Below are 21,556 nucleotides of genomic sequence, written 5' to 3' on the forward strand. Positions count from 1 at the left end.
GCTGGAATTGCTCTGAGCGATATCGTTTATTTCGATAGCAATTGCGATCCCTCTCGTTTATGGGAGCCGTGCCAGTTGGCTGGGCAGCCGCGCTTTACCAATGCCGAAAGGCGGTAGGGTGAGGAAAGTCCGGGCTCCACGGAAACACGGTGCCGGATAACGTCCGGCGAGGGCGACCTCAGGGAAAGTGCCACAGAAAGCAAACCGCCTGTCATGACAGGTAAGGGTGAAAGGGTGGGGTAAGAGCCCACCGCATCTCCGGCAACGGAAATGGCACGGTAAACCCCACCGGGAGCAAGACCGAATAGGGATGACGCGGCAGGCCGAAAGGCCTTCCGGCCGGTTTCCAGGCCAGTCATCCGGGTGGGTTGCGTGAGGCAGCGTGCGAACGCTGTCCCAGAGGAATGGCTGCCACGTTCCGGTTCACGCCGGAGCCATACAGAACCCGGCTTACAGGCCAACTGGCGATTACCATCTTAACGGCGCGGCAGCCGGATTTTCCGCGTAAGTCGCTGAAACCGGCTGTTTTCAAGCGAATGTTTATGCATCCATAGGACGGATCTTCATTGTAGCTTTACCAATGCGTGTCATTTGTAAGGTGAGCTGCTAACCCTTTGTTAAACTTAACGGCTTATAAATTTTTGATCATGCGTCCATTGCAAAATGGGCGTATCCCATTGACGCCCATATGGTCCCATGCTATCCCAAATGCGCACTGCACCAGGGCAATCATCTGCCCATTCATCGCAAAGCAAAGGCGTCTTCCTCTCCGGAAGCGTCGGAAGGGTTTTTGCTCATCCGGCTTGCGAAGCTGTGCCTGATATCGGGAGTTTCGGGCGTTTTTTGGTCCGGATCCCTGCGGGAACGGATGTTTCGTGTGATGAGCCGCTTCCTTTCGAACGCGACCAACAGGATCGACGCCAAGGGCAGGGTCTCCGTGCCTTCGGCGTTCCGTTCCGTGCTGGCGCAGCGCAACGTCCAGGAGCTCTACTGCTTTCAGGACTTTGTGTTTCCGGCGATCAGCGTCGGCGGTCCGGATCTTCTCGAAAGATTCGAACGGCAGATTGCTGCGGAGGATCCGTTTTCGCCGGATGCGAACGAGATGTCGCTTCTCATTCATGGAGGCGGGGTCTTCATGAAGCTCGACGCCGAGGGGCGGCTGATGGTCACGGATTTCATTCGGGGCTTCACTGGCATCTCGGACGAAGTGACCTTCGTCGGTCGGGCGGATCATTTTCAGCTCTGGCAACCGCAGGCTTTTGTGGCTGCACAGGCGCAAGCACGAGGGGAGCGCAAGCTGGCGGGCAAGCGCTCCTGAAAGAACGAGGAAACGGAATGGTGGCGAATCCTGGCGGAGGTTCAACTGATGCCGGTGGCGGACCGGTTCGTCACATTCCGGTTCTTCTCGACGAAGTCGTTGCGGCGCTGGCGCCCGCGCCCGGCAAGATCATCCTCGATGGTACATTCGGTGCGGGCGGTTACAGCTCGGCCATCCTTGCCGCCGGCGCCGAGGTGATCGCGCTCGACCGCGATCCGACGGCAATTGCGGCTGGCCAAGAGATGGTCGCTGCCCATGGCGGTCGGCTCAGGCTCGTTCATTCGCAATTCTCGAATCTTGGCGATTACGCGCCGCCGGGCGGGCTCGACGGCGTCGTGCTCGATATCGGCGTCTCTTCCATGCAGATCGACGAGGCCGAGCGCGGCTTCTCCTTCCAGAAAAAAGGTCCGCTCGACATGCGCATGTCGGCCGAAGGCGTTTCGGCCGCCGATGTTGTCAACCGCGCCAAGGTCGCCGATCTCATCCGCATCTTCCATTTTCTCGGTGAGGAAAGCCAGGCGCCGCGCATCGCCCATGCGATCGAGAAGCGCCGCGCCGAAAAGCCGTTCGAAACGACGCGCGATCTCGCCGGCCTCATCGAGCTCGTCACGCCGCGCAAGATGAAGGACAAGATCCATCCGGCAACGCGCGTCTTCCAGGCATTGCGCATCTTCGTCAATGACGAGCTTGGCGAACTGGCGCAGGCGCTGTTTGCGGCGGAGGCGGCGCTGAAACCCGGCGGGCGGCTCGTCGTCGTCACCTTTCATTCGCTCGAAGACCGCATCGTCAAGAAATTCTTCTCCGACCGCGCCGGCAAGGCGTCGGGTTCGCGGCACCTGCCGGTCGCACATGAGCGGGCCGCAACCTTTGCGGTCATCGGCAAGCCGATGGTTTCGGCAAGCGAGGCGGAGGCGGAGATCAATCCGCGTGCCCGCTCCGCCAAGCTTCGCGCTGGCCTGAGGACCGACGCTGCCGCCGAAGCCGCGGATATGTCGCTCTTCGGGTTTCCCAATCTTGCCAGCCTCGGAAAGCTTGGTGGTTGATATGCTGAAAACGTTCGATCTCGTGCTCATCGGCGTCATGACGGCCACTGCCGCCGTAACCTACACGATCAAGCACCGCGCCGAATTGAAGCTCGAGGAGGTTCACCGCCTCGAAGCCGAGATCAAGCTCGAGAAGGACACGATCGACCTTCTCAAGGCCGACTGGGCGCTGCAATCGCAGCCGAACCGGCTGGAGCGACTGGTCAGAGCCTATAATGACGAATTGAAGCTGCAGCCGACGGAATCGACGGCGCTGGTGCATGCCAAGGAATTGCCGATGCTGAAATCCGAGGTTCCCGTGCCTGATGTGACGGAGGCCAAGGTCAGCGCCAAAAGCGCGACCGAGGCCGGCGCCAAGACCGAGGCCAGCGCCAAAGGCGCGACCGTGGCCAGTGCCAAGGGCGCGCCAGACACCGCCAAGGGCGCGCAAGCCATCGCCAAGGCACAACCCATTCCAACGCCTTCGCCGCGCGGTGAGGCAGAGGATGCAGATCAGATCGAAACCGGATCGGTGGAGGAATAATGTCGTTTCTTTCCCGCATCATGGTTTTGAAGAGCCAGGCGCATTTCTCCGCCGGCGTCTATAACCGCTTCGGTGGTCCTTCCCCCGCTGGCTTGGCGATCGAGGGATCGCGCAAGAAGAAATCAGGGCAGGCAAAAAGCCGCGTCGGCCTGCTGATCCTTGGCTTCATGGGTGTCTACGCGGTCATCGGCGGCCGTCTCGTCGAATATGCAATGAAGGACCAGGAGGTCGTCTCCAGCATCCTGCCGCCCGACCGGCTGATGGCCTCGCGCCCCGACATTCTCGACCGCAACGGCGAGGTGCTGGCGACGGACATCCGTACCGTCTCGCTGTTTGCCGAACCGAACAAGATCGTCGACGCCGACGAGGCGGTCGAGAAGCTCGCGACGGTGCTGCCCGAGCTCGACGTCAAGGACACCTACAAGAAACTCTCGGTCAAGACCTCGCATTTCGCCTGGCTGCGCCGGCAGCTGACGCCGAAGCAGCAGAGCCAGATCCTGGCGCTCGGCATTCCCGGGATCGGCTTCCGGCCGGAGAAGCGCCGCTTCTATCCGGGCGGCTCGACCGCCGCGCATATCCTCGGTTACGTCAACATCGACAACCGCGGTGTCGCCGGCATGGAGAAATTTATCGACGACCAGGGGTTGGCCGATCTCGCCTCCGTCGGCATGACCAGCGACCAGCCGCTCGAGCCGGTGCGGCTATCGATCGACCTGCGCGTGCAGAACATCGTGCGGGACGCGGTCGTCAACGCCGTCAACAACTTTCAGTCCAAGGGCGCGGGTGCTGCGGTCATCGACGTGCATACGGGAGAAGTGCTGGCGATGGCATCGGCGCCGGATTTCGATCCGAACGATCCGCAGGAAGGCGCCAAGGAGGGTTGGCTCAACCGGATGACCAACGGCACCTTCGAAATGGGCTCGACCTTCAAGACCTTTTCGCTGGCCATGGCGCTCGATAGCGGCAAGGTGAAGATGACCGACAGTTTCGATGCCAGCAAATCGATCTATATCGGCGGTTTCACTATCCACGATTTTCACGGGCAGCGCCGCTGGCTGACTGTTCCCGAGATTTTCCAATATTCGTCGAATATCGGTACGGCGCGCGTCATCGACATCGTCGGCATCGACGCGCAGAAGGACTATCTGACCAAGTTCGGCCTCTTGACGAAGATGCAGACCGAGCTGCCCGAAGTGAAGATGCCGAGCCAGCCGCGGGTCTGGAAGAAGATCAATTCGATCACAATTTCCTTTGGCCACGGCGTCTCGACGACGGCGCTGCAGACAGGGGTGGCGGCCGCCGCTCTCGTCAACGGCGGCAAGCTGATAGAGCCGACATTCCTGCCGCGCACGCGCGAGCAGGCTGATGAGATCGCCACGCAGGTGATCAAGAAGTCGACCAGCGACGAGATCCGCTATCTCCTTGACTTCAACGGCTACAAGGGATCCGGGCGCGTCGCCCGCGTGCCGGGCTTTTCCGTCGGCAGCAAGACCGGCACGGCCGACAAGGTGGTGAACGGGCGTTATTCGGCGACCCTGAATTTCAATTCCTTCATCGCCGCATTCCCGATCAACGATCCCAAATATGCGGTGATCACCTTCTGCGACGAGCCGAAGACCGGTGAGAAGGCCTATGGCGGAACGATCTCGGCCGGTACCGCCGGTCCGATCGCCCGCGAGATCATCAGCCGCGCGGCCCCCATTCTCGGCATCGAGCCGAAATTCGGGGAGGGCGGATCGGCCTTGCTGGTGTCTTATTGAGTGTGAATGAATATCGACGCCGATTCGCGAGGGGTGAACCGGATTCAAGAGAGAAAAGTGCGTGCGATGAAATTGCGAGACCTGGCCGGAGATCAGTTTCCGGAACTTGAAGCACAGCTCGAAGGCCCGGCAGGCTTGCTTGATATTTCAGGCCTGTCTTCGGACAGCCGCAAGGTGGCGCCGGGCAATGCTTTCGTCGCGGTCGCCGGCACCAAGGCGGACGGCGCAGGCTTCATCGCGGATGCCGCCGGCCGCGGCGCTGCCGTCGCGATCGCCTCCCAAGCCGTCGCTGCTGCGATCCCGGTGCTTGCGGTCAAGGAGCCGCGGCGTTTCCTTTCCATCGCCGCCGCGCGTTTCCATGGCAGGCAGCCCGATACCATGGTCGCCGTCACCGGCACCGCGGGCAAAACCTCCGTCGCTTCTTTCACCCGGCAGATCTGGGCGCATGCTGGCCACGCGGCCGCAATGATCGGCACGACGGGCGTCGTCTCGCCGACGCGCAACGAATATGGCTCGCTGACGACGCCCGATCCTGTGTCGCTCCATGAGCTGTTGGCGGAACTTGCCGGAGAGGGCGTGACGCATGCCGCGATGGAGGCCTCCAGCCACGGCCTCGACCAGTGCCGGCTCGACGGCGTGAAGCTTGCGGCAGCCGCCTTCACCAATCTCGGCCGGGACCACATGGATTATCATCCCACGATCGAGTCCTATATGGCCGCCAAGATGCGGCTTTTCGATACGCTGTTGCCGAAGGGGTCGCCAGCGGTGATCTTCGCTGACGACCCGTGGTCGGCGCAGGCGATCAAGGCCGCCACCGATGCCGGTCACGACGTTCGTACCGTCGGGCGAAAGGGTGATTACCTCTCGTTGAAGCGAGTCGAGCACTTCCGCCACAAGCAGATGGCCGAGATCCATATCGGCGGCGAGATCTTCGAGGTGGACATTCCGCTGGCCGGCGACTTCCAGGTCGCCAACGCGCTGGTCGCGGCGGGGCTTGCCATGTCGACCGGCGTTGAGGCGAAGGTTGCGATGGCCGCGCTCGAGAAGCTCGTCGGTGCGTCCGGCCGTCTCGAACTGGTCGGCCATACAAAAGACGGGGCGCTCGCCTATGTCGACTACGCCCACAAGCCGGACGCGCTGGAAAACGTGCTGGCCTCGGTCAGACCCTTCACCACCGGCCGCGTCATCGTCGTCTTCGGCTGCGGCGGCGACCGTGACCGCGGCAAGCGGCCGATCATGGGCGAAATCGCCTGCCGACTTGCCGACGTCGTCATCGTCACCGACGATAATCCGCGTTCGGAGGACCCGGCCTCGATCCGGGCGGAGATCATGGCGGCAGCAAGCTGCGCCTCGGAAATTGCCGATCGCGCCGCGGCGATCCGCGAGGCGGTTGGCATGCTGAGATCCGGCGATACGCTGATCGTCGCCGGCAAGGGGCACGAGGAAGGGCAGACGATCGGCGACGTCACCCTGCCGTTTTCCGATCATGCGGAGGTGCGCAAGGCCTTGGAGGACCTGAAATCTTGAGCTGGCTCTGGACGACCGAAGACATGATCGCAGCGATGGCGGGGCGCCCCTTCGGCACTCCGCCCGAAGGCATCACCGGCATCTCCATCGACAGCCGTTCAATTTCGCTAGGCGAAGCCTTCTTCGCGATCAAGGGCGACCGTGTCGACGGTCACGACTACGCATCGATGGCGATGGCGAACGGTGCCTCCCTTCTCGTCGTCAGTGAGGCGAGGCTTCCCGCCATGGGTCGGCTGACGGTGCCGATGATCGTCGTGGAAGACGTGCTCGCGGCACTCGGCCGGCTTGGCCTTGCCTCGCGCGAGCGCTCAAAGGCCCAGATCATCGCGGTGACGGGATCTGTGGGAAAGACGACCACCAAGGAAATGCTGCGGCATGTGCTGTCGCCCTCCGGCAAGGTCCACGCCTCCGTCGCCTCCTTCAACAATCATTGGGGCGTGCCGCTGACGCTGGCACGCATGCCTGAGGATACGGATTACGGCGTCTTCGAAGTCGGAATGAACCATCCCGGCGAGATCCGGCCGCTGGTGGCGATGATCCGTCCCGATGTCGCCATCATCACGACGATCGCGCCGGCGCATCTCGGCAATTTCAAGAATATCAAGGAAATCGCCGCCGCCAAGGCTGAGATCTTCGAGGGGCTCGAACCCGGTGGACATGTCGTGCTCAACCGCGACAACGACCAGTTCAATTTCCTCGACCGCACGGCGCAATCACACGGCATCGAGCATATCCATTCCTTCGGCCAGCATGCCAAGGCCGAATTCCGGCTCGCAGAATTCAATGGCTCCGACGAGAATTCGACGCTGTGGCTGACGATTGGCGGCGAGACGCTGGAAGTTGCGCTCGGCGCGCCGGGCCGCCATATCGCCGAGAATGCGCTCGCAGCGCTCGGCGTCGTCAGGATCGTCGGCGCCGATATGCAGAAGGCGATCGAAGCGCTCGCGACGCTGAAGCCGGAAAAGGGCAGGGGCAAGCGCCACCGACTTTCGATCGGCAGCGGCAGCTTCACGCTGATCGACGAGAGCTACAATGCCAATCCGGCCTCGATGCGCGCGGCGATCGCGCTGCTGGCGGCCTCCGAGCCGACCGGCCGCGGACGCCGTATCGCCGTACTCGGCGATATGCTTGAGATGGGCGACTATGCGCAGAAGGTCCATACCGACCTTGCGGTGCCGCTGCTTGCCGCCGGTATCGAACATGTCTGGCTGGCCGGAGCCGAGATGGCAACGCTCAAGGAATCGTTGCCGGAAAGCGTCCATGTCGAATATCGCGAGAACACGAGCGAATTGACGGATTATGTATTGAACTCGGTCGCGCCGGGCGACGTGTTGATGGTGAAATCGTCTCTGGGCATCGGTTTCGGCAAGATCGTCGCCGCGCTCCTTGACAAGTTCCCGCCATTTGCCGACACGCAACGCGAATTTTGATCGGGTAAACAAGGGGCCCTGAATGCTGATCTGGCTTGTCGAACTGTCGGAATATTTCAAATTTCTGAATTTGTTCAGATATATTACCTTCCGCACGGGGGCCGCTCTCTTCACCTCAGCGCTGATCGTCTTCCTGTTCGGGCCGACGATCATCAATTCGCTGCGCATCCGCCAAGGCAAGGGCCAGCCGATCCGCGCCGACGGGCCGCAGACGCATTTCAAGAAGGCCGGCACGCCGACCATGGGCGGGCTGATGATCCTCGCCGGCATCATCGGCGCATCGCTGCTCTGGGCCGATCTTTCCAACGTCTATGTCGTCGCCACGCTGCTGGTAACGCTGGGCTTCGGCGCGATCGGCTTCTACGACGATTACCTTAAGGTCACGAAGCAGAGCCATATGGGCTTTTCGGGCAAGGCGCGTCTCGGCATCGAATTCGTCATCGCCGGCATCGCCGTCTATTTCATGATGCGCACCGCTCTTGCCTCGGGGATTGCCGGCTCGACCTTCGGCTCCTCGATCGCCTTTCCTTTCTTCAAGGACTTCATGATCAATATCGGCATCATGTTCGTCGTCTTCGGCGGCTTCGTCATTGTCGGCGCCGGCAATGCCGTCAATCTGACCGACGGTCTCGACGGGCTTGCCATCGTGCCTGTGATGATCGCCGCCGCCTCCTTCGGCGTCATCGCCTATCTCGCCGGCAACGTGGTGTTTGCGAACTACCTGCAGATCAATTTCGTGCCCGGCACCGGCGAGCTCGCCGTCGTGCTCGGCGCCGTCATCGGCGCCGGCCTCGGCTTCCTCTGGTTCAACGCGCCGCCGGCCGCCATTTTCATGGGCGACACTGGATCGCTGGCACTCGGCGGCACGATCGGCACCGTCGCCGTCGCCACCAAGCACGAGATCGTCATGGCGATCATCGGCGGCCTCTTCGTCATCGAGACGCTGTCGGTCATCATCCAGGTCGGTTTCTTCAAGATGACCGGCCGGCGCGTCTTCCTGATGGCGCCGATCCATCATCACTTCGAGAAGAAGGGCTGGACCGAGAGCCAGGTGGTGATCCGCTTCTGGATCGTCGCCGTCGGTCTTGCGATGCTTGGCCTCTCGACGCTGAAGCTCCGGTGAGGCAGCGATGATCCCGGTCACGACGCTCAAGGATAGGAAGGTCGCGCTCTTCGGGCTCGGCGGCTCCGGCTTTGCCACCGCCCGGGCGCTGATATCAGGCGGTGCCGAGGTGACCGCCTGGGACGACAATCCAGACAGCGTCGCCAAGGCCGTGGCTGAAGGCATCAGGACGGAGGACCTGCACAGCATCGACTGGAGCCAGCAGGCGCTGTTCGTGCTGTCGCCCGGCGTGCCGCTCACCCATCCGAAGCCGCACTGGACTGTCGATCTTGCCCGCGCGGCCGGCGTCGATATCGTCGGCGACGTCGAGCTCTTCGTGCGCGAGCGCCGCGCCCATGCGCCGGATTGCCCTTTCATCGCCATAACAGGCACCAACGGCAAATCGACGACGACGGCACTGATCGCCCATATCTTGAAATCATCAGGCTACGACACGCAGCTCGGCGGCAATATCGGCACGGCGGTGCTGACGCTCGATCCGCCGAAGGCCGAGCGCTATTATGTCGTCGAATGCTCCTCCTATCAGATCGATCTGGCGCCGACGCTGGATCCGTCGGCCGGCATCCTGCTCAACCTGACGCCCGATCATCTCGATCGTCACGGCACCATGCAGCATTATGCCGACATCAAGGAACGGCTGGTCGCCGGCAGCGATGTCGCAATCGTCGGCATCGACGACAGCCATTCGGCGCTGATTGCCGACCGCGTCGAGCGGGCGGGCGTCAAGGTGGTCCGCATCTCGCGCCGCAACATCGTGGCCGACGGCATTTATGCCGAGGGCACCAAGCTCATCCAGGCCGCCGGCGGTGCGATGCTGCCTTTCGTCGATCTCGACGGCATCCAGACGCTGCGCGGCAGCCACAATGCCCAGAACGCCGCTGCAGCCGTCGCTGCCTGCGTCGCCGTCGGGGTTTCCGCCGAAGACATCCGCGCCGGCCTTGCCTCGTTCCCCGGCCTCAAGCACCGCATGCAGCCGGTCGGGCAGCGTGGCCGCGTCGTTTTCGTCAATGATTCCAAGGCGACCAATGCCGATGCTGCGGCGCCGGCCCTTTCGAGCTATGATCGCATCTACTGGATTGCCGGCGGCCTGCCGAAGGCTGGCGGCATCACGACGCTCGCCCCCTATTTTCCGCGCATCGCCAAGGCCTATCTGATCGGCGAGGCGGCGGCGGAATTTGCTGCGACGCTCGGCGAGGCTGTTCCTTACGAAATATCGGACACGCTGGAGCGCGCCGTCGCGCATGCGGCGGCCGATGCCGAACGCGACGAGAGCGCCGCTTCGGCCGTGATGTTATCCCCGGCTTGCGCAAGCTTCGACCAGTATAAGAATTTCGAAGTCAGGGGTGAAGCCTTCGTCGGCCACGTGGCGGCGCTTGACGGGATTGCGATGCTGATCGGTCCGGCAACAGGAGAGAAATGACATGGTAAGCCGCGCGGAACGTGGGCCTCTGGCCGATTGGTTCTGGACCATCGACCGCTTCTTCCTGGCAATGTTCATCTTCCTGATGGGCATCGGATTCATGCTGTCGTTTGCGGCATCTCCTGCGGTCGCCGAACGCATCGGGCTCGAGCCTTTTCACTTCGTCAAGCGCCATGCGGCCTTCATGATCCCCTCGATCGGCGTCATGCTCGGGCTGTCGTTCCTGACGCCGCGCCAGGTGCGGCGAACCGCGATCCTGATCCTGATCGTCTCGGTCGCGATGATGGTGCTGGTGCTGTTCGTCGGGCAGGAGGTCAAGGGTGGCAGGCGCTGGATCTGGATCGCCGGCCTTTCCATCCAGCCATCGGAATTCATGAAGCCCGCCTTCGTCGTGGTCTGCGCCTGGCTGTTTGCCGAACATGCGCGCCAGCCGGAGATCCCCGGCAATCTCTTTGCCATCATTCTGTTCGGCATCGTCGCAGCCCTTCTCATCGCGCAGCCGGACCTCGGCCAGACCATCCTGACCACGGCCGTCTGGGGCGGGATGTTCTTCATGGCCGGCATGCCATGGATCTGGATCATGCTGCTCGGTATCGGCGGCGCCGGCGGCCTGCTCAGCGCCTACTACGTCTTCCCGCACGTTGCGTTGCGCATAGACAAATTCATGACCGGCGAAGGCGACACCTTCCAGATCGACACCGCGCGCGAGGCGATCATCCGCGGCAGCTGGTTCGGCCAAGGACCGGGCGAGGGGATCGTCAAGCGCATCATCCCGGATGCGCATACCGACTTCATCTTCTCGGTCGCGGCCGAGGAATTCGGCATCGTCTTCTGCATGGCGCTCGTTGCGCTGTTTACCGTGCTGGTGCTGCGCGGCCTGTCGCATGCCTATCGCGAGCGCAACGACTTCAACCGTTTCGCCGTCGCCGGCCTGGTGCTGCAGATGGGCATTCAGTCGATCATCAATATCGGCGTCAATCTCGAATTGCTGCCGGCGAAGGGCATGACGCTGCCGCTGATTTCCTACGGCGGCTCGTCTATGGTCGCGATCTGCGTCACCGCCGGCTTCATTCTGGCGCTGACGCGCCATCGACCGGAAAAACGCGCGCAGGACCGGAGCCTCTTCCGCGTCCCGCACGGCATGCCGGCGGAGTAGAAGACTATGAGCAAAGGCATCGTGCTGCTTGCCGCCGGGGGAACCGGCGGCCATGTGTTCCCGGCGGAGGCGCTGGCCTTCAAGCTGAAGGAGCGCGGCTATTCGGTGCATCTCGTCACGGACAGCCGGGCTGAGCGCTATGCCGGCAAGTTCCCGGCCGAGGAAATCCATGTCGTACCGTCGGCGACGATCGGCTCGAAGAACCCGGTTGCTGTCGCCCGCTCGCTATGGACGCTCTGGAGCGGCATGCGGGCGGCGAAGAAACTGATCCAGCGGTTGCGGCCGATCATCGTCGTTGGTTTCGGTGGTTATCCCACCGTGCCGCCGCTGCTCGCCGCCACCCGGCTCGGCGTGCCCTCGATGATCCACGAGCAGAATGCGGTGATGGGGCGCGCCAACAAGGCCCTGGCAACCCGCGTGCAGGCCATCGCCGGCGGGTTCCTGCCGGAGGGAGGCGCTGCCTTTCCAGACAAGACGGTGACGACGGGCAATCCGGTCCGCCCGGCGATCATCGCTGCGGCCGAGGTGCCTTACACGCCGTCGCATCCCGGCGAGGCCTTCAACCTCGTCGTCTTCGGCGGCAGCCAGGGCGCGCAATATTTCTCCAAGGCGCTGCCGACGGCGATCAGCCTGCTCGACGAGGCGCTTCGCGTGCGCCTGCGCATCACCCAGCAGGTGCGTCCCGAGGATATGGAAATGGTCAGCGGCTGCGTCGCCAAGCTGGAGATGGGAGCCGATATCGCCCCCTTCTTTACCGACATGGCCGAGAGGCTGGCGAGGGCGCATCTCGTCATCTGCCGTTCGGGCGCCTCGACGGTTTCGGAAATCTCCGTCATCGGCCGGCCTGCGGTGCTCGTGCCTTACCCGCACGCTCTCGATCACGATCAGGCGGCGAATGCGGCGGCACTTGCTGCGACCGGCGGGGCAAAGGTGATCGCCCAGTCGGAGCTTTCGCCGGAGAAGATCGCAGCGATCCTGACGGCTGTCATGAACGATCCGGAAAAGCTTTTGCACATGGCGGCGGCGGCGAAACGCGCCGGGAAACCCGATGCCGCGAACTTGCTTGCCGACATGGTTGAGGCTATTGCCGCCAGACGGACAATTGCAGAATTCAAGAGGACACGCGCATGAAACTGCCGAAGACGATCGGCCTCGTCCATTTCATCGGCATCGGTGGCATCGGCATGAGCGGCATTGCCGAGGTGCTGCACAATCTCGGCCATAAGGTGCAGGGATCGGATCAGGCTGACAGCGCCAATGTCCAGCGCCTGCGCGACAAGGGCATCGAAGTGTTTGTCGGTCACCGAGCCGAAAACCTGGGTGAGGCCGAAGTCGTCGTCGTCTCGACGGCGATTAAGAAGAGCAATCCGGAACTCATCGCCGCGCGCGAAAAGCTGCTGCCGGTGGTGCGCCGCGCCGAGATGCTGGCCGAGTTGATGCGCTTCCGCAATGCGATCGCCATCGGCGGCACGCATGGCAAGACGACGACCACGTCGCTGGTCGCCGCGCTGCTCGAAGCCGGCGGACTTGACCCGACCGTCATCAATGGCGGCATCATCAATGCCTACGGCACCAATGCCCGCATGGGCGAGGGCGAGTGGATGGTGGTCGAGGCCGATGAATCGGACGGCACCTTCCTGAAGCTTCCGGCCGATGTCGCGGTCATCACCAATATCGACCCGGAACATCTCGACCATTACGGCAATTTCGACGCCGTGCGCGCCGCCTTCCGGCAGTTCGTCGAGAATGTGCCGTTCTACGGGTTCGGCGTCATGTGCCTCGACCATCCCGAGGTGCAGTCGTTGGTCGGCCGCATCGAGGACCGCAAGATCATCACCTATGGCGAAAACCCGCAGGCCGACGTGCGTTTCATGAATGTGCGCATCGACGGCACGCGCTCGATATTTGACGTCCAAATCCGTCGCCGCCGCACCGGCCAGGTTATCGAGCTCAAGGGGCTGGTCATGCCGATGCCGGGGCGCCATAATATTTCCAACGCAACGGCCGCGATCGCAGTTGCCAACCGGCTCGGCATATCGAGCGCCGATATCGCCAAGGGGCTTGCCTCCTTCGGTGGCGTCAAGCGCCGTTTCACGCTGACCGGTGAGTGGAACGGCGTGCAGATATTCGATGATTACGGCCACCATCCCGTCGAGATCAAGGCGGTGCTGCGCGCCGCCCGAGAATCCTGCAAGGGGCGTGTCATCGCCGTCCACCAGCCGCATCGCTTTAGCCGTCTTGCGAGCCTGTTCGAGGAATTCGCCGCCTGCTTCAACGATGCCGACAGCATCTTCCTGGCACCCGTCTATGCGGCGGGTGAAGATCCGATCGAGGGTATCGATTCCGTGTCGCTGGTCTCGCGCATCAAATCCGGCGGCCATCGCGACGCCCGCTTTCTAAGCTCGGCGGAGCTTTTGCCGCAGATGGTCGCGGAGGTTGCAAAGCCTGGCGATTTCGTGGTTCTGTTGGGGGCTGGGAGCATTACATCCTGGGCGGCGGCGCTGCCCAAGCAACTGGAAGGCCTATCGGGAAAGTCCGTATGAAACAGGTGAATGGGGAAAAGCTTCTCGCGTCTCTCGGAGACGGTGTAAAGGATATCCGCGGCCGTATCACGCCGGATGCCCCGATGGATCGTGTCACCTGGTTCAGGGCCGGCGGTCTGGCCGAACTGATGTTCCAGCCGCATGACATCGACGATCTCATCGCCTTCCTGAAGATATTGCCGGAAGAGGTGCCGCTGACGGTGGTCGGCGTCGGCTCCAACATCCTGGTTCGCGACGGCGGCATTCCCGGCGTCGTGCTGCGCCTGTCGGCCAAGGGGTTCGGCTTCGTCGAGCTCGCCGGCGAAAACCGGATTCTCGCCGGCGCCATCTGCCCGGATAAGCATGTGGCGGCGATGGCGATGGACAATGGCATCGGCGGCTTCCATTTCCTCTACGGCATTCCCGGCGGCATCGGCGGCGCGGCGCGCATGAATGCCGGGGCCAACGGCGTGGAGACGCGCGAGCGGCTGATCGAAGTCCATGCGGTCGACCGCAAGGGCGACAAGCATGTGCTTTCCAATGCCGAGATGGGCTACTCCTACCGGCATTCGACCGCATCGACAGATCTGATCTTCACCTCCGTGCTGTTCGAGGGCTATCCGGAAGAGCGCGCGCAGATCCGCGCCGAGATGGACGCGGTGCGCAATCACCGCGAGACGGTGCAGCCGGTGCGCGAAAAGACCGGCGGCTCGACCTTCAAGAACCCGGCTGGCCATTCGGCCTGGAAACTGATCGACGAGGCAGGCTGCCGCGGCCTCGTCATCGGCGGAGCGCAGATGTCGTCGCTTCACTGCAACTTCATGATCAACATGGGGCAGGCAACCGGCTACGACCTCGAATATCTCGGCGAACAGGTGCGCCGCGAGGTCTTCGAAAAAGACGGCATCAAGCTCGAATGGGAAATCAAACGCCTCGGCGTCTTTATGCCCGGCCGCGAAGTGCGTCCGTTCCATGGCGTGACGAGCGAGTAACGGTTACGTCACCGCAAGCTTCAGGCCTTCGCGCGGCGTGACGGCGGGCGACCAGCCGAGCACGTCGCGAGCATGGGATATATCGACCTGCAGGGAGCCGCAAAGACGCTGGTAGACGGCGGCCTTTCCGGTGACCCTGGCGCCCATCTGCAACAAGGCGGGGGGGAAGGGGAGCAGCATCGGTTTAACGCCCAATCCTGCGGCAATCCCTTCGATAAGCCCGGGAGTCGAAAGATCTTCTCCATCGCCGGCGAGAAAGGTCTGGCCGGCTGCGCCGGGATGCTTCATCCCGGTGATGATCAGATCGACGAGATTTGGAAGCGCGACCAATGTCCGGCGATTCTTCAGCGACGCGAAGGGGAGCGGTATCTTCTTCCTGACAAGTCCGACGAGCAGGGCGAAATTGCCCCTCGCGCCGCGTCCATAGACGAGCGGCGGGCGAATGATCACGACTTGCATGCCTGTTCGGGCGGCAATTTCATGCAGCCCGATTTCACTTTCCAACTTTGAAATGCCATAGGGATCGATCGGCATTGGCGTATCGTCGTGCCGGAAGGGTCTATCGTTTTCCTCGCCATTGACCTTGATGCTGCTGATGAAGACGAACCTTTTTACGCCCGCGCGGGCGGCCTGCTCGGCGAGGTTCAACGTAGCGGCGGTGTTGATCCGACGAAATTCCGCAAGCGGATCGGCTGCGCGGTCGTTCATGATGTGAACACGAGCGGCGAGATGGACGATGACATCGATACCCTCGAGAACTGCTGTCCAATCGGTTTCGCTTGTTATCTCGATGGGGAAATGCCGCACAGAGGTCGGGAAGCTGACGGCCGCAGATCGCGTCGTTACCGCAAGCTCGCATATCTGCTCTCCATGCAGTCTTTCGACGAGAGGCCCACCGACAAAGCCGGCCGCTCCGGTAATGAGGCATCGCATGATCTGCTCCCCGTTTTGCCGTGAGTGTTCCGGTTAACCGGAAGTGCCCACGGCATCAATAAAAAAGCCGCGACATTGGCAAGTCGCGGCTTGTTGTTTGCTTGCTGCTCGAGGCTTAGACTTCCTCGCGGCCCGACAGCCGGATGCAGACCAGCGAGATCACCGCCGAGGCGGCAAGGTAGTAGCCGACATAGTCCAGGCTGTAATGGGTGGCGAGCCAGGTGGCGATATAAGGGGCGAGCGAAGCGCCGAAGATGCCGCCGAGGTTGAAGGTCATCGAGGCGCCGGTATAGCGCACCATGGTCGGGAAGGGAGCGGCAAGGGCAGCGCCGATCGGACCATAGGTGAAGCCCATCAAGGCGAGGCCGATGATCGAGCACAGGAAAGCGCCTGTGAGACCGCTGGTCAATAGCGTCGCGTAGAAGAAGCCGAAGATCACGATGGCAATCGTCGTCAGCGTCAGGATGAGGCGGCGCGAGTAGAGGTCGGAGAGCCAGCCGGAGAGTGGGATCGTCAGGCCGAAGAAGACGACGCCGACAAGCTGGACGACCAGGAACTGCTCTCTCGTATAACCGAGCCCGCCCTTTTCCAAGGGTGTCGTGCCCCAGGAGAGCGTGAAGACTGTCATCAGGTAGAACAGCACGAAAGTCGCGACTGCAATGAAGGTGCCGAGGATCAGGCTGCGCAGATGACCGCGGAAGACCACCTCGATCGGCACGGCGACGCGCTCGTGCTTTTCGACGGCTTTGCGGAATTCCGGCGTCTCGGCGATCTTGAGGCGGACATAGAGGCCGACGGCGACGAGGGCGAAGCTGGCGATGAAGGGAATGCGCCATCCGTAGTCGAGGAAATCCTCGTTGCTCATCGTTTCCGCCAGGATGAGGAAGAAGCCGGAGGAGAGGATGAAGCCGATCGGCGCGCCGAGCTGCGGGAACATGGCGTACCAGCTGCGTTTGCCGGGAGGAGCGTTTTCGGTGGCAAGCAGAACGGCGCCGCCCCATTCGCCGCCGAGGCCGAGGCCCTGGCCGAAGCGGCAAAGCGCCAGCAACAAGGGTGCTGCGATGCCGATCGCATCATAACCCGGTAGCATGCCGATCACGACCGTCGAAAGCCCCATCGTCATCAGCGCGGCGACGAGCGTCGCCTTGCGGCCGATGCGGTCGCCGAAATGACCGAAAATGACGGCGCCGATGGGGCGGGCGAAGAAGGCGATCGAGAAGGTGACGAGCGACTGCAGCGTTGCGGCGTTCGAATCGCTCGCCGGGAAGAAGAGATGCGGGAAGACGAGGACGGCTGCCGTCGCGTAGACGTAGAAGTCGAAGAATTCGATGGTAGTGCCGACAAGGCTGGCGATGAGGACGCGAGCCGGAGAATTGACTTGCGCGCTGTTCGAGGCGGGAGTCGGCGATGCGGAGATCGCGTCTGTCATTTTCATTCCAATCAATATTTCTATGGAGCGCCCTGGGAGGCTGGCGGGTCTTAGCGCAATTTCAGATCTGAGAAAACGTCTCCTGACGCCGTAGGTATCGCATGTCGAACACGTTTCTCGATCCTTGCGTGAAGCTTGCCACAGCAATGTCCGCGAGCTTGACCGGAATCAAATTGTAACGGATTCATCTAAACTCGTGGTTGAAGTTAAGGAGGCGCGCATGCAAAAGAGTCTAGTTGCCGAATTTCTCGGCACGTTCTGGCTGGTCTTCGGCGGATGCGGCAGCGCCGTGCTGGCGGCCGCCTATCCCGAGCTTGGAATCGGTTTTGTCGGCGTGGCCTTTGCGTTCGGTCTGACCGTGCTCACCATGGCCTATGCCGTGGGCGGCATTTCGGGCGGTCATTTCAATCCTGCCGTCTCGCTTGGCCTTACGGTTGCCGGACGGTTTCCGGCGGCGCGTCTCGTTCCCTATGTCGTCGTGCAGATTGTCGGCGCCATCGCTGCGGCGGCGCTGCTTTATCTCGTCGCCAGCGGCAAGGCGGGGTTTGAGCTTGGCGGCTTTGCCGCCAACGGATATGGCGATCATTCTCCGGGTGGTTATTCACTGCTTTCGGCGCTGCTGATCGAAGTGTTGCTCACCATGTTCTTCCTGATCATCATCCTGGGGTCGACTAGCAGCCGGGTGCCTGCGGGCTTCGCGCCGCTTGCGATCGGCCTCGGGCTGACGCTGATCCATCTCGTTTCTATCCCCGTGACGAATACCTCGGTCAATCCGGCGCGTTCCACCGGCCAGGCGCTTTTCGTCGGTGGCTGGGCGCTGCAGCAGCTCTGGCTGTTCTGGATTGCGCCGCTTGCGGGTGGGGCGCTCGGCGGACTCGTGTGGAAAATCCTCGACGATGCCGACTGACTGCAAGACATGATCTATCCCATTGAGCCCGCGCGGTTTTTCTGCGCGGGCTTTTCTGTTTTCGCGGGTCGGCGGGCATCTTCGCTCCGACACTCCCGAAGAAGCGAAGGTTAAAAAATCAAGGGCGCGGCAAGACGGAGTTAACGAAAGTAAACACTTCATTAACCATAATGATGCTCTAATGCACCCAGGTCGGACAAAGGCCTGAAACGGCGCAGACAGCTTCGCGCAAGCGTCGATTTCGAGAATGGAAGTTATTTTTTGGGGGTGTTGATGAGTCGCAAGCATGTCGCTGTCCTGATGGGCGGATTTTCCTCGGAAAGGCCTGTCAGCCTTTCCTCGGGAAAGGCTTGCGCAGAAGCTCTTGAAGCGGAGGGTTTCGACGTGACGCGCATCGACGTTGCGCGCGACGTTTCCGAAAAACTCGCCGCGCTGAAGCCCGATGTCGTCTTCAATGCGCTCCACGGCCCGTTCGGCGAAGACGGCACCATTCAGGGCATCCTCGAATATCTCGAAATCCCCTATACGCATTCGGGCGTGCTTGCCTCGGCGCTGGCGATGGACAAGGACAAGGCGAAGCTCGTTGCCGGCGCCGCCGGCATTCCGGTCGCCGAATCGCAGGTGGTCAACCGTTTCGCCTTTCCCTCGACACATCCGATGAAGCCGCCCTATGTGGTGAAACCCCTCCGCGAGGGGTCGAGCTTCGGCGTCGTCATCGTCACCGAAGATCAGGCGCATCCGCCGCAGATCGTCAGTTCGCCCGAGTGGCGTTACGGCGAGGAAGTGATCGTCGAGCGCTATGTTTACGGTCGCGAACTCACCTGCGGCGTCATGGGTGAAGCTGCGCTCGGTGTCACGGAAGTGGTGCCGCAGGGACACAATTTTTATGATTACGACTCCAAGTATGCGGCGGGCGGTTCAAAACACGTCATCCCCGCGAAAATTTCACCGAATATTTACCAAAAAATACAAACATTGTCCCTAAGGGCGCATCAGGCAATCGGTTGTCGCGGCGTCAGTCGGTCCGACTTTCGTTACGACGATCGTTTCTCCGAAGACGGCGAAATCATCTGGCTGGAGGTCAATACCCAGCCAGGGATGACTCCAACCTCGCTCGTGCCCGAAATGGCCGGTCATGCCGGCTATTCCTTTGGTCAGTTTGTCCGGTGGATGGTGGAGGACGCGTCTTGTTTGCGTTGACAGTCAAGAGGATAGGGCGCCCCAGCCATCATGCCGTGCTTCCGATCATGGAAGCCGAAGAGCGGTTTGTGCTGCCGCGCCCGCTGCGCCGGGTTACGCGCTTCCTGATCAGCCTCTGCAGCGGCCGCATCCATATTCCCGTTCATACGGGCACGGTCTCGGCGCTCACCTTCCTGGCTGCGACGGGGTTTTACGGCATGTCGCTGGGCGGCCACACGGAAGCTGTCGCGCAGGCGACAACGACGGCCGCGGGTTTTGCGATCGAGGACGTCAAGGTCTCCGGCAATTCGGAGACCTCCGAAATCGAGATCCTGCAGCTGATCGGCCTTGACGGCACGACCTCGCTGGTCGCCCTCGACGTCGATGCCGCCCGCCGGAAGATCGCCCATCTTCCCTGGGTCGAAAATGTCGAGGTCCGCAAGATTTATCCGAAGACGATCGAAGTGAAGCTCAAGGAGCGCCAGGCCTATGCGATCTGGCAGCACGGGCAGGAGCTTTCCCTGATCGAGAAGAACGGCAGCGTCATTGCGCCGCTGCGCGACAACAAGTTTTCGGCGCTGCCGCTCGTCGTCGGCCGCGATGCCGAAACGGCGGCGGCTTCGCTCGACGAAGCCTTCTCGAAGTGGCCCGACGTGAAGGCCCGCGTGAAGGCCTATGTCTGGATATCGGGCCGTCGCTGGGACCTGCACATGGATAACGGCGTCGTCGTCAAGCTGCCGGAAGACCGTATCGACCAGGCACTGGCGACGCTTTCGAAGTTCGACAAGGAGCATCAGCTCCTGGAGCGGGACATTGCTGCAGTCGATCTCAGGCTGGCCGACAGAACCGCGATCCAGCTGACGCCGGAGGCGGCGATCCGCAGGCAGACGGCAGTGACGGAGCGTACGAAAGAATTGAAGAAGGCGGGGCAGAATATATGAGCTTGTTCGGTTCATCCCATTTCGGATTGCCGCGCCTGAAGCCGCTTTCATCGAAGCGGTCGCATGTCGTTTCGGTGCTCGATATCGGCTCGACCAAGGTCGTCTGCATGATCGGCCGGCTGACGCCGCGCGAGGAAAGCCAGATCCTACCGGGCCGCACGCACAATATCGAGATCATCGGCATTGGCCACCAGCGTTCCCGTGGCATCAAGACCGGCGTTATCGCCGATCTCGACGCGCTGGAAGGCGTCATCCGTCTCGCCGTTGACGCGGCCGAGCGCATGGCGGGGCTGACCGTCGAAAGCCTGATCGTCAACCTGACGGCCGGCCGCCTCGGCAGCGACATCTACACGGCGACGATCGATCTCGGTGGCCAGGAAGTCGAGCTCAACGATCTGAAGAAGGTGCTGTCCGCGGCTTGCCAGCAGTCGCTGCGCCAGGACCGTTCGGTGCTGCATTCGCTGGCGACCGGCTTCTCGCTCGACGGCGAGCGCGGCATCCGCGATCCGCTGGCGATGTACGGCGATGCGCTCGGCGTCGACATGCATGTCGTGACGGCGGAGCGCTCGGCGCTGAAGAACCTTGAGCTTAGCGTCAACCGCGCGCATCTGTCGGTCGAGGGCATCGTCGCGACACCCTATGCATCGGGCCTTGCAGCTCTCGTCGACGACGAGGTCGAGCTCGGCTGCGCGGCAATCGACATGGGCGGCGGCACGACGACGATCTCGGTCTTTGCCGAGGGCAAACTCGTTCATACGGATGCCGTCGGCCTCGGTGGCCATCACGTCACCACCGATCTGGCGCGCGGGCTTTCGACCCGCATCGAGGATGCGGAGCGGCTGAAGGTCGTGCATGCCTCGGCCCTTTCGAATTCCTCCGACGAGCGCGAGCTGATCTCGATCCCGCCGATCGGCGAGGACGATCGCGACCAACCGTCTCAGGTGCCGCGGGCACTGGTTTCGCGCATCGTGTCCGCCCGAATCGAAGAAACGATGGAACTGATCCGCGATCGTATCCAGCGCTCCGGCTTCAGCCCGATCGTCGGCAAGCGTGTCGTGCTGACCGGCGGGGCGAGCCAGCTGACCGGCCTTGCCGACGTGGCGCGGCGCATCCTTGCCCGCAACGTCCGCATCGGTCGTCCGATGGGCGTCTCGGGACTGCCGACGGCGGCCAAGGGGCCAGCTTTTTCGACGGCCGTCGGCCTGATGATCTATCCGCAGGTCGCGGACATGGAGACACATGCGTCACAGAGCGGTCTGCTCATGTCGCTTGGGGGAAATAACAGCCGCATAGCCCGCATGGGCCAGTGGCTGAAGGAAAGTTTCTGAAATTGCGTAATTGGCCGGCGTGGCG

Annotated in this window: 18 protein-coding genes and 1 other RNA gene; 17 read left to right on the forward strand and 2 right to left on the reverse strand. The window is 62.2% G+C overall.

Features of this window, described 5'->3' with window-relative positions; genetic code table 11:
- The first annotated feature begins 71 nt into the window (after positions 1-71).
- The 13 genes from rnpB to murB all read left to right on the forward strand — a co-directional run bounded on the left by rnpB (position 72) and on the right by murB (position 14,814).
- Positions 72-469, forward strand: an RNA gene (gene rnpB, locus ACIPSK_RS04210) — RNase P RNA component class A.
- Between the two features lie 411 nt (positions 470-880).
- The gene (gene mraZ, locus ACIPSK_RS04215) at positions 881-1,318 is read left to right on the forward strand and encodes a division/cell wall cluster transcriptional repressor MraZ (protein WP_024320776.1); all 438 of its coding nucleotides are present in this window, start codon (positions 881-883) and stop codon (positions 1,316-1,318) included.
- A gap of 17 nt (positions 1,319-1,335) precedes the next feature.
- On the forward strand, positions 1,336-2,361 hold the full coding sequence (gene rsmH / locus ACIPSK_RS04220) for a 16S rRNA (cytosine(1402)-N(4))-methyltransferase RsmH (protein ID WP_162115957.1): 1,026 nt from the start codon (positions 1,336-1,338) through the stop codon (positions 2,359-2,361).
- A gap of 1 nt (position 2,362) precedes the next feature.
- Positions 2,363-2,884, forward strand: a complete 522-nt coding sequence (ftsL, locus tag ACIPSK_RS04225) for a cell division protein FtsL (RefSeq protein WP_162115958.1) — start codon at positions 2,363-2,365, stop codon at positions 2,882-2,884.
- Entirely contained in the window at positions 2,884-4,644 is a 1,761-nt protein-coding gene (locus ACIPSK_RS04230; protein WP_017965108.1) for a peptidoglycan D,D-transpeptidase FtsI family protein, read from the forward strand. Before ftsL ends, ACIPSK_RS04230 begins: the two co-directional genes overlap by 1 nt.
- Before the next feature lie 6 nt (positions 4,645-4,650).
- Entirely contained in the window at positions 4,651-6,171 is a 1,521-nt protein-coding gene (locus tag ACIPSK_RS04235) for a UDP-N-acetylmuramoyl-L-alanyl-D-glutamate--2,6-diaminopimelate ligase (protein ID WP_162115959.1), read from the forward strand.
- Positions 6,168-7,601, forward strand: coding sequence for a UDP-N-acetylmuramoylalanyl-D-glutamyl-2,6-diaminopimelate--D-alanyl-D-alanine ligase (locus tag ACIPSK_RS04240; RefSeq protein ID WP_162115960.1), 1,434 nt, complete (start codon positions 6,168-6,170; stop codon positions 7,599-7,601). Before ACIPSK_RS04235 ends, ACIPSK_RS04240 begins: the two co-directional genes overlap by 4 nt.
- Before the next feature lie 22 nt (positions 7,602-7,623).
- A complete protein-coding gene (mraY, locus tag ACIPSK_RS04245) occupies positions 7,624-8,724 on the forward strand; it encodes a phospho-N-acetylmuramoyl-pentapeptide-transferase (RefSeq protein ID WP_017965105.1) in 1,101 nt (366 codons plus the stop codon).
- 7 nt (positions 8,725-8,731) lie between these two features.
- Positions 8,732-10,144 (forward strand): UDP-N-acetylmuramoyl-L-alanine--D-glutamate ligase, encoded by a 1,413-nt coding sequence (murD, locus tag ACIPSK_RS04250; RefSeq protein ID WP_162115961.1) that lies wholly within the window; start codon positions 8,732-8,734, stop codon positions 10,142-10,144.
- Position 10,145: 1 nt separating this feature from the next.
- Positions 10,146-11,300 carry a putative lipid II flippase FtsW gene (ftsW, locus tag ACIPSK_RS04255; protein ID WP_017965103.1) on the forward strand — a complete coding sequence of 385 codons (1,155 nt, stop codon included), beginning with the start codon at positions 10,146-10,148 and terminating at the stop codon, positions 11,298-11,300.
- Positions 11,301-11,306: 6 nt separating this feature from the next.
- Positions 11,307-12,431 (forward strand): undecaprenyldiphospho-muramoylpentapeptide beta-N-acetylglucosaminyltransferase, encoded by a 1,125-nt coding sequence (murG, locus tag ACIPSK_RS04260; protein WP_162115962.1) that lies wholly within the window; start codon positions 11,307-11,309, stop codon positions 12,429-12,431.
- Positions 12,428-13,843 (forward strand): UDP-N-acetylmuramate--L-alanine ligase, encoded by a 1,416-nt coding sequence (gene murC, locus ACIPSK_RS04265; RefSeq protein WP_017965101.1) that lies wholly within the window; start codon positions 12,428-12,430, stop codon positions 13,841-13,843. The genes murG and murC overlap by 4 nt, the downstream gene beginning before the upstream one ends.
- The gene (gene murB, locus ACIPSK_RS04270) at positions 13,840-14,814 is read left to right on the forward strand and encodes a UDP-N-acetylmuramate dehydrogenase (RefSeq protein ID WP_162115963.1); all 975 of its coding nucleotides are present in this window, start codon (positions 13,840-13,842) and stop codon (positions 14,812-14,814) included. Before murC ends, murB begins: the two co-directional genes overlap by 4 nt.
- A 3-nt stretch (positions 14,815-14,817) precedes the next feature.
- Here murB and ACIPSK_RS04275 read toward each other — a convergent pair whose 3' ends face one another.
- Both ACIPSK_RS04275 and ACIPSK_RS04280 read right to left on the reverse strand, forming a co-directional pair.
- Positions 14,818-15,747 carry a UDP-glucose 4-epimerase family protein gene (locus ACIPSK_RS04275; RefSeq protein ID WP_162115964.1) on the reverse strand — a complete coding sequence of 310 codons (930 nt, stop codon included), beginning with the start codon at positions 15,745-15,747 and terminating at the stop codon, positions 14,818-14,820.
- A 115-nt stretch (positions 15,748-15,862) separates the two neighbouring features.
- Positions 15,863-17,176: an MFS transporter gene (locus tag ACIPSK_RS04280; protein WP_162115965.1), complete on the reverse strand. Its 1,314-nt coding sequence runs from the start codon at positions 17,174-17,176 to the stop codon at positions 15,863-15,865.
- Between the two features lie 196 nt (positions 17,177-17,372).
- On the opposite strand from ACIPSK_RS04280, the gene aqpZ reads away from it, so the two are divergent.
- From aqpZ to ftsA, 4 genes are all read left to right on the forward strand, one after another.
- A complete protein-coding gene (gene aqpZ / locus ACIPSK_RS04285) occupies positions 17,373-18,083 on the forward strand; it encodes an aquaporin Z (protein ID WP_348642884.1) in 711 nt (236 codons plus the stop codon).
- 273 nt (positions 18,084-18,356) lie between these two features.
- Positions 18,357-19,283, forward strand: a complete 927-nt coding sequence (locus tag ACIPSK_RS04290; RefSeq protein WP_162115967.1) for a D-alanine--D-alanine ligase — start codon at positions 18,357-18,359, stop codon at positions 19,281-19,283.
- Positions 19,271-20,203 carry a cell division protein FtsQ/DivIB gene (locus tag ACIPSK_RS04295; RefSeq protein ID WP_162115968.1) on the forward strand — a complete coding sequence of 311 codons (933 nt, stop codon included), beginning with the start codon at positions 19,271-19,273 and terminating at the stop codon, positions 20,201-20,203. Before ACIPSK_RS04290 ends, ACIPSK_RS04295 begins: the two co-directional genes overlap by 13 nt.
- Positions 20,200-21,531, forward strand: coding sequence for a cell division protein FtsA (ftsA, locus tag ACIPSK_RS04300; protein ID WP_003561012.1), 1,332 nt, complete (start codon positions 20,200-20,202; stop codon positions 21,529-21,531). The genes ACIPSK_RS04295 and ftsA overlap by 4 nt, the downstream gene beginning before the upstream one ends.
- Positions 21,532-21,556: the final 25 nt, after the last annotated feature.

It is taken from the genome of Rhizobium sp. LARHSG275 (genome assembly GCF_052871115.1).

Excerpts from the sequence above, each read along its gene's own strand:
- ACIPSK_RS04280 (WP_162115965.1), bottom strand. The coding sequence starts at position 17,176 with ATGACAGACGCGATCTCCGCATCGCCGACTCCCGCCTCGAACAGCGCG.
- murB (WP_162115963.1), top strand. The coding sequence starts at position 13,840 with ATGAAACAGGTGAATGGGGAAAAGCTTCTCGCGTCTCTCGGAGACGGT.
- ACIPSK_RS04230 (WP_017965108.1), top strand. The coding sequence starts at position 2,884 with ATGTCGTTTCTTTCCCGCATCATGGTTTTGAAGAGCCAGGCGCATTTC.
- rsmH (WP_162115957.1), top strand. The coding sequence starts at position 1,336 with ATGGTGGCGAATCCTGGCGGAGGTTCAACTGATGCCGGTGGCGGACCG.
- ftsW (WP_017965103.1), top strand. The coding sequence starts at position 10,146 with ATGGTAAGCCGCGCGGAACGTGGGCCTCTGGCCGATTGGTTCTGGACC.
- ACIPSK_RS04290 (WP_162115967.1), top strand. The coding sequence starts at position 18,357 with ATGAGTCGCAAGCATGTCGCTGTCCTGATGGGCGGATTTTCCTCGGAA.
- ftsA (WP_003561012.1), top strand. The coding sequence starts at position 20,200 with ATGAGCTTGTTCGGTTCATCCCATTTCGGATTGCCGCGCCTGAAGCCG.
- murC (WP_017965101.1), top strand. The coding sequence starts at position 12,428 with ATGAAACTGCCGAAGACGATCGGCCTCGTCCATTTCATCGGCATCGGT.
- ftsL (WP_162115958.1), top strand. The coding sequence starts at position 2,363 with ATGCTGAAAACGTTCGATCTCGTGCTCATCGGCGTCATGACGGCCACT.
- ACIPSK_RS04235 (WP_162115959.1), top strand. The coding sequence starts at position 4,651 with ATGAATATCGACGCCGATTCGCGAGGGGTGAACCGGATTCAAGAGAGA.
- murG (WP_162115962.1), top strand. The coding sequence starts at position 11,307 with ATGAGCAAAGGCATCGTGCTGCTTGCCGCCGGGGGAACCGGCGGCCAT.
- mraZ (WP_024320776.1), top strand. The coding sequence starts at position 881 with ATGAGCCGCTTCCTTTCGAACGCGACCAACAGGATCGACGCCAAGGGC.
- murD (WP_162115961.1), top strand. The coding sequence starts at position 8,732 with ATGATCCCGGTCACGACGCTCAAGGATAGGAAGGTCGCGCTCTTCGGG.
- ACIPSK_RS04275 (WP_162115964.1), bottom strand. The coding sequence starts at position 15,747 with ATGCGATGCCTCATTACCGGAGCGGCCGGCTTTGTCGGTGGGCCTCTC.
- mraY (WP_017965105.1), top strand. The coding sequence starts at position 7,624 with ATGCTGATCTGGCTTGTCGAACTGTCGGAATATTTCAAATTTCTGAAT.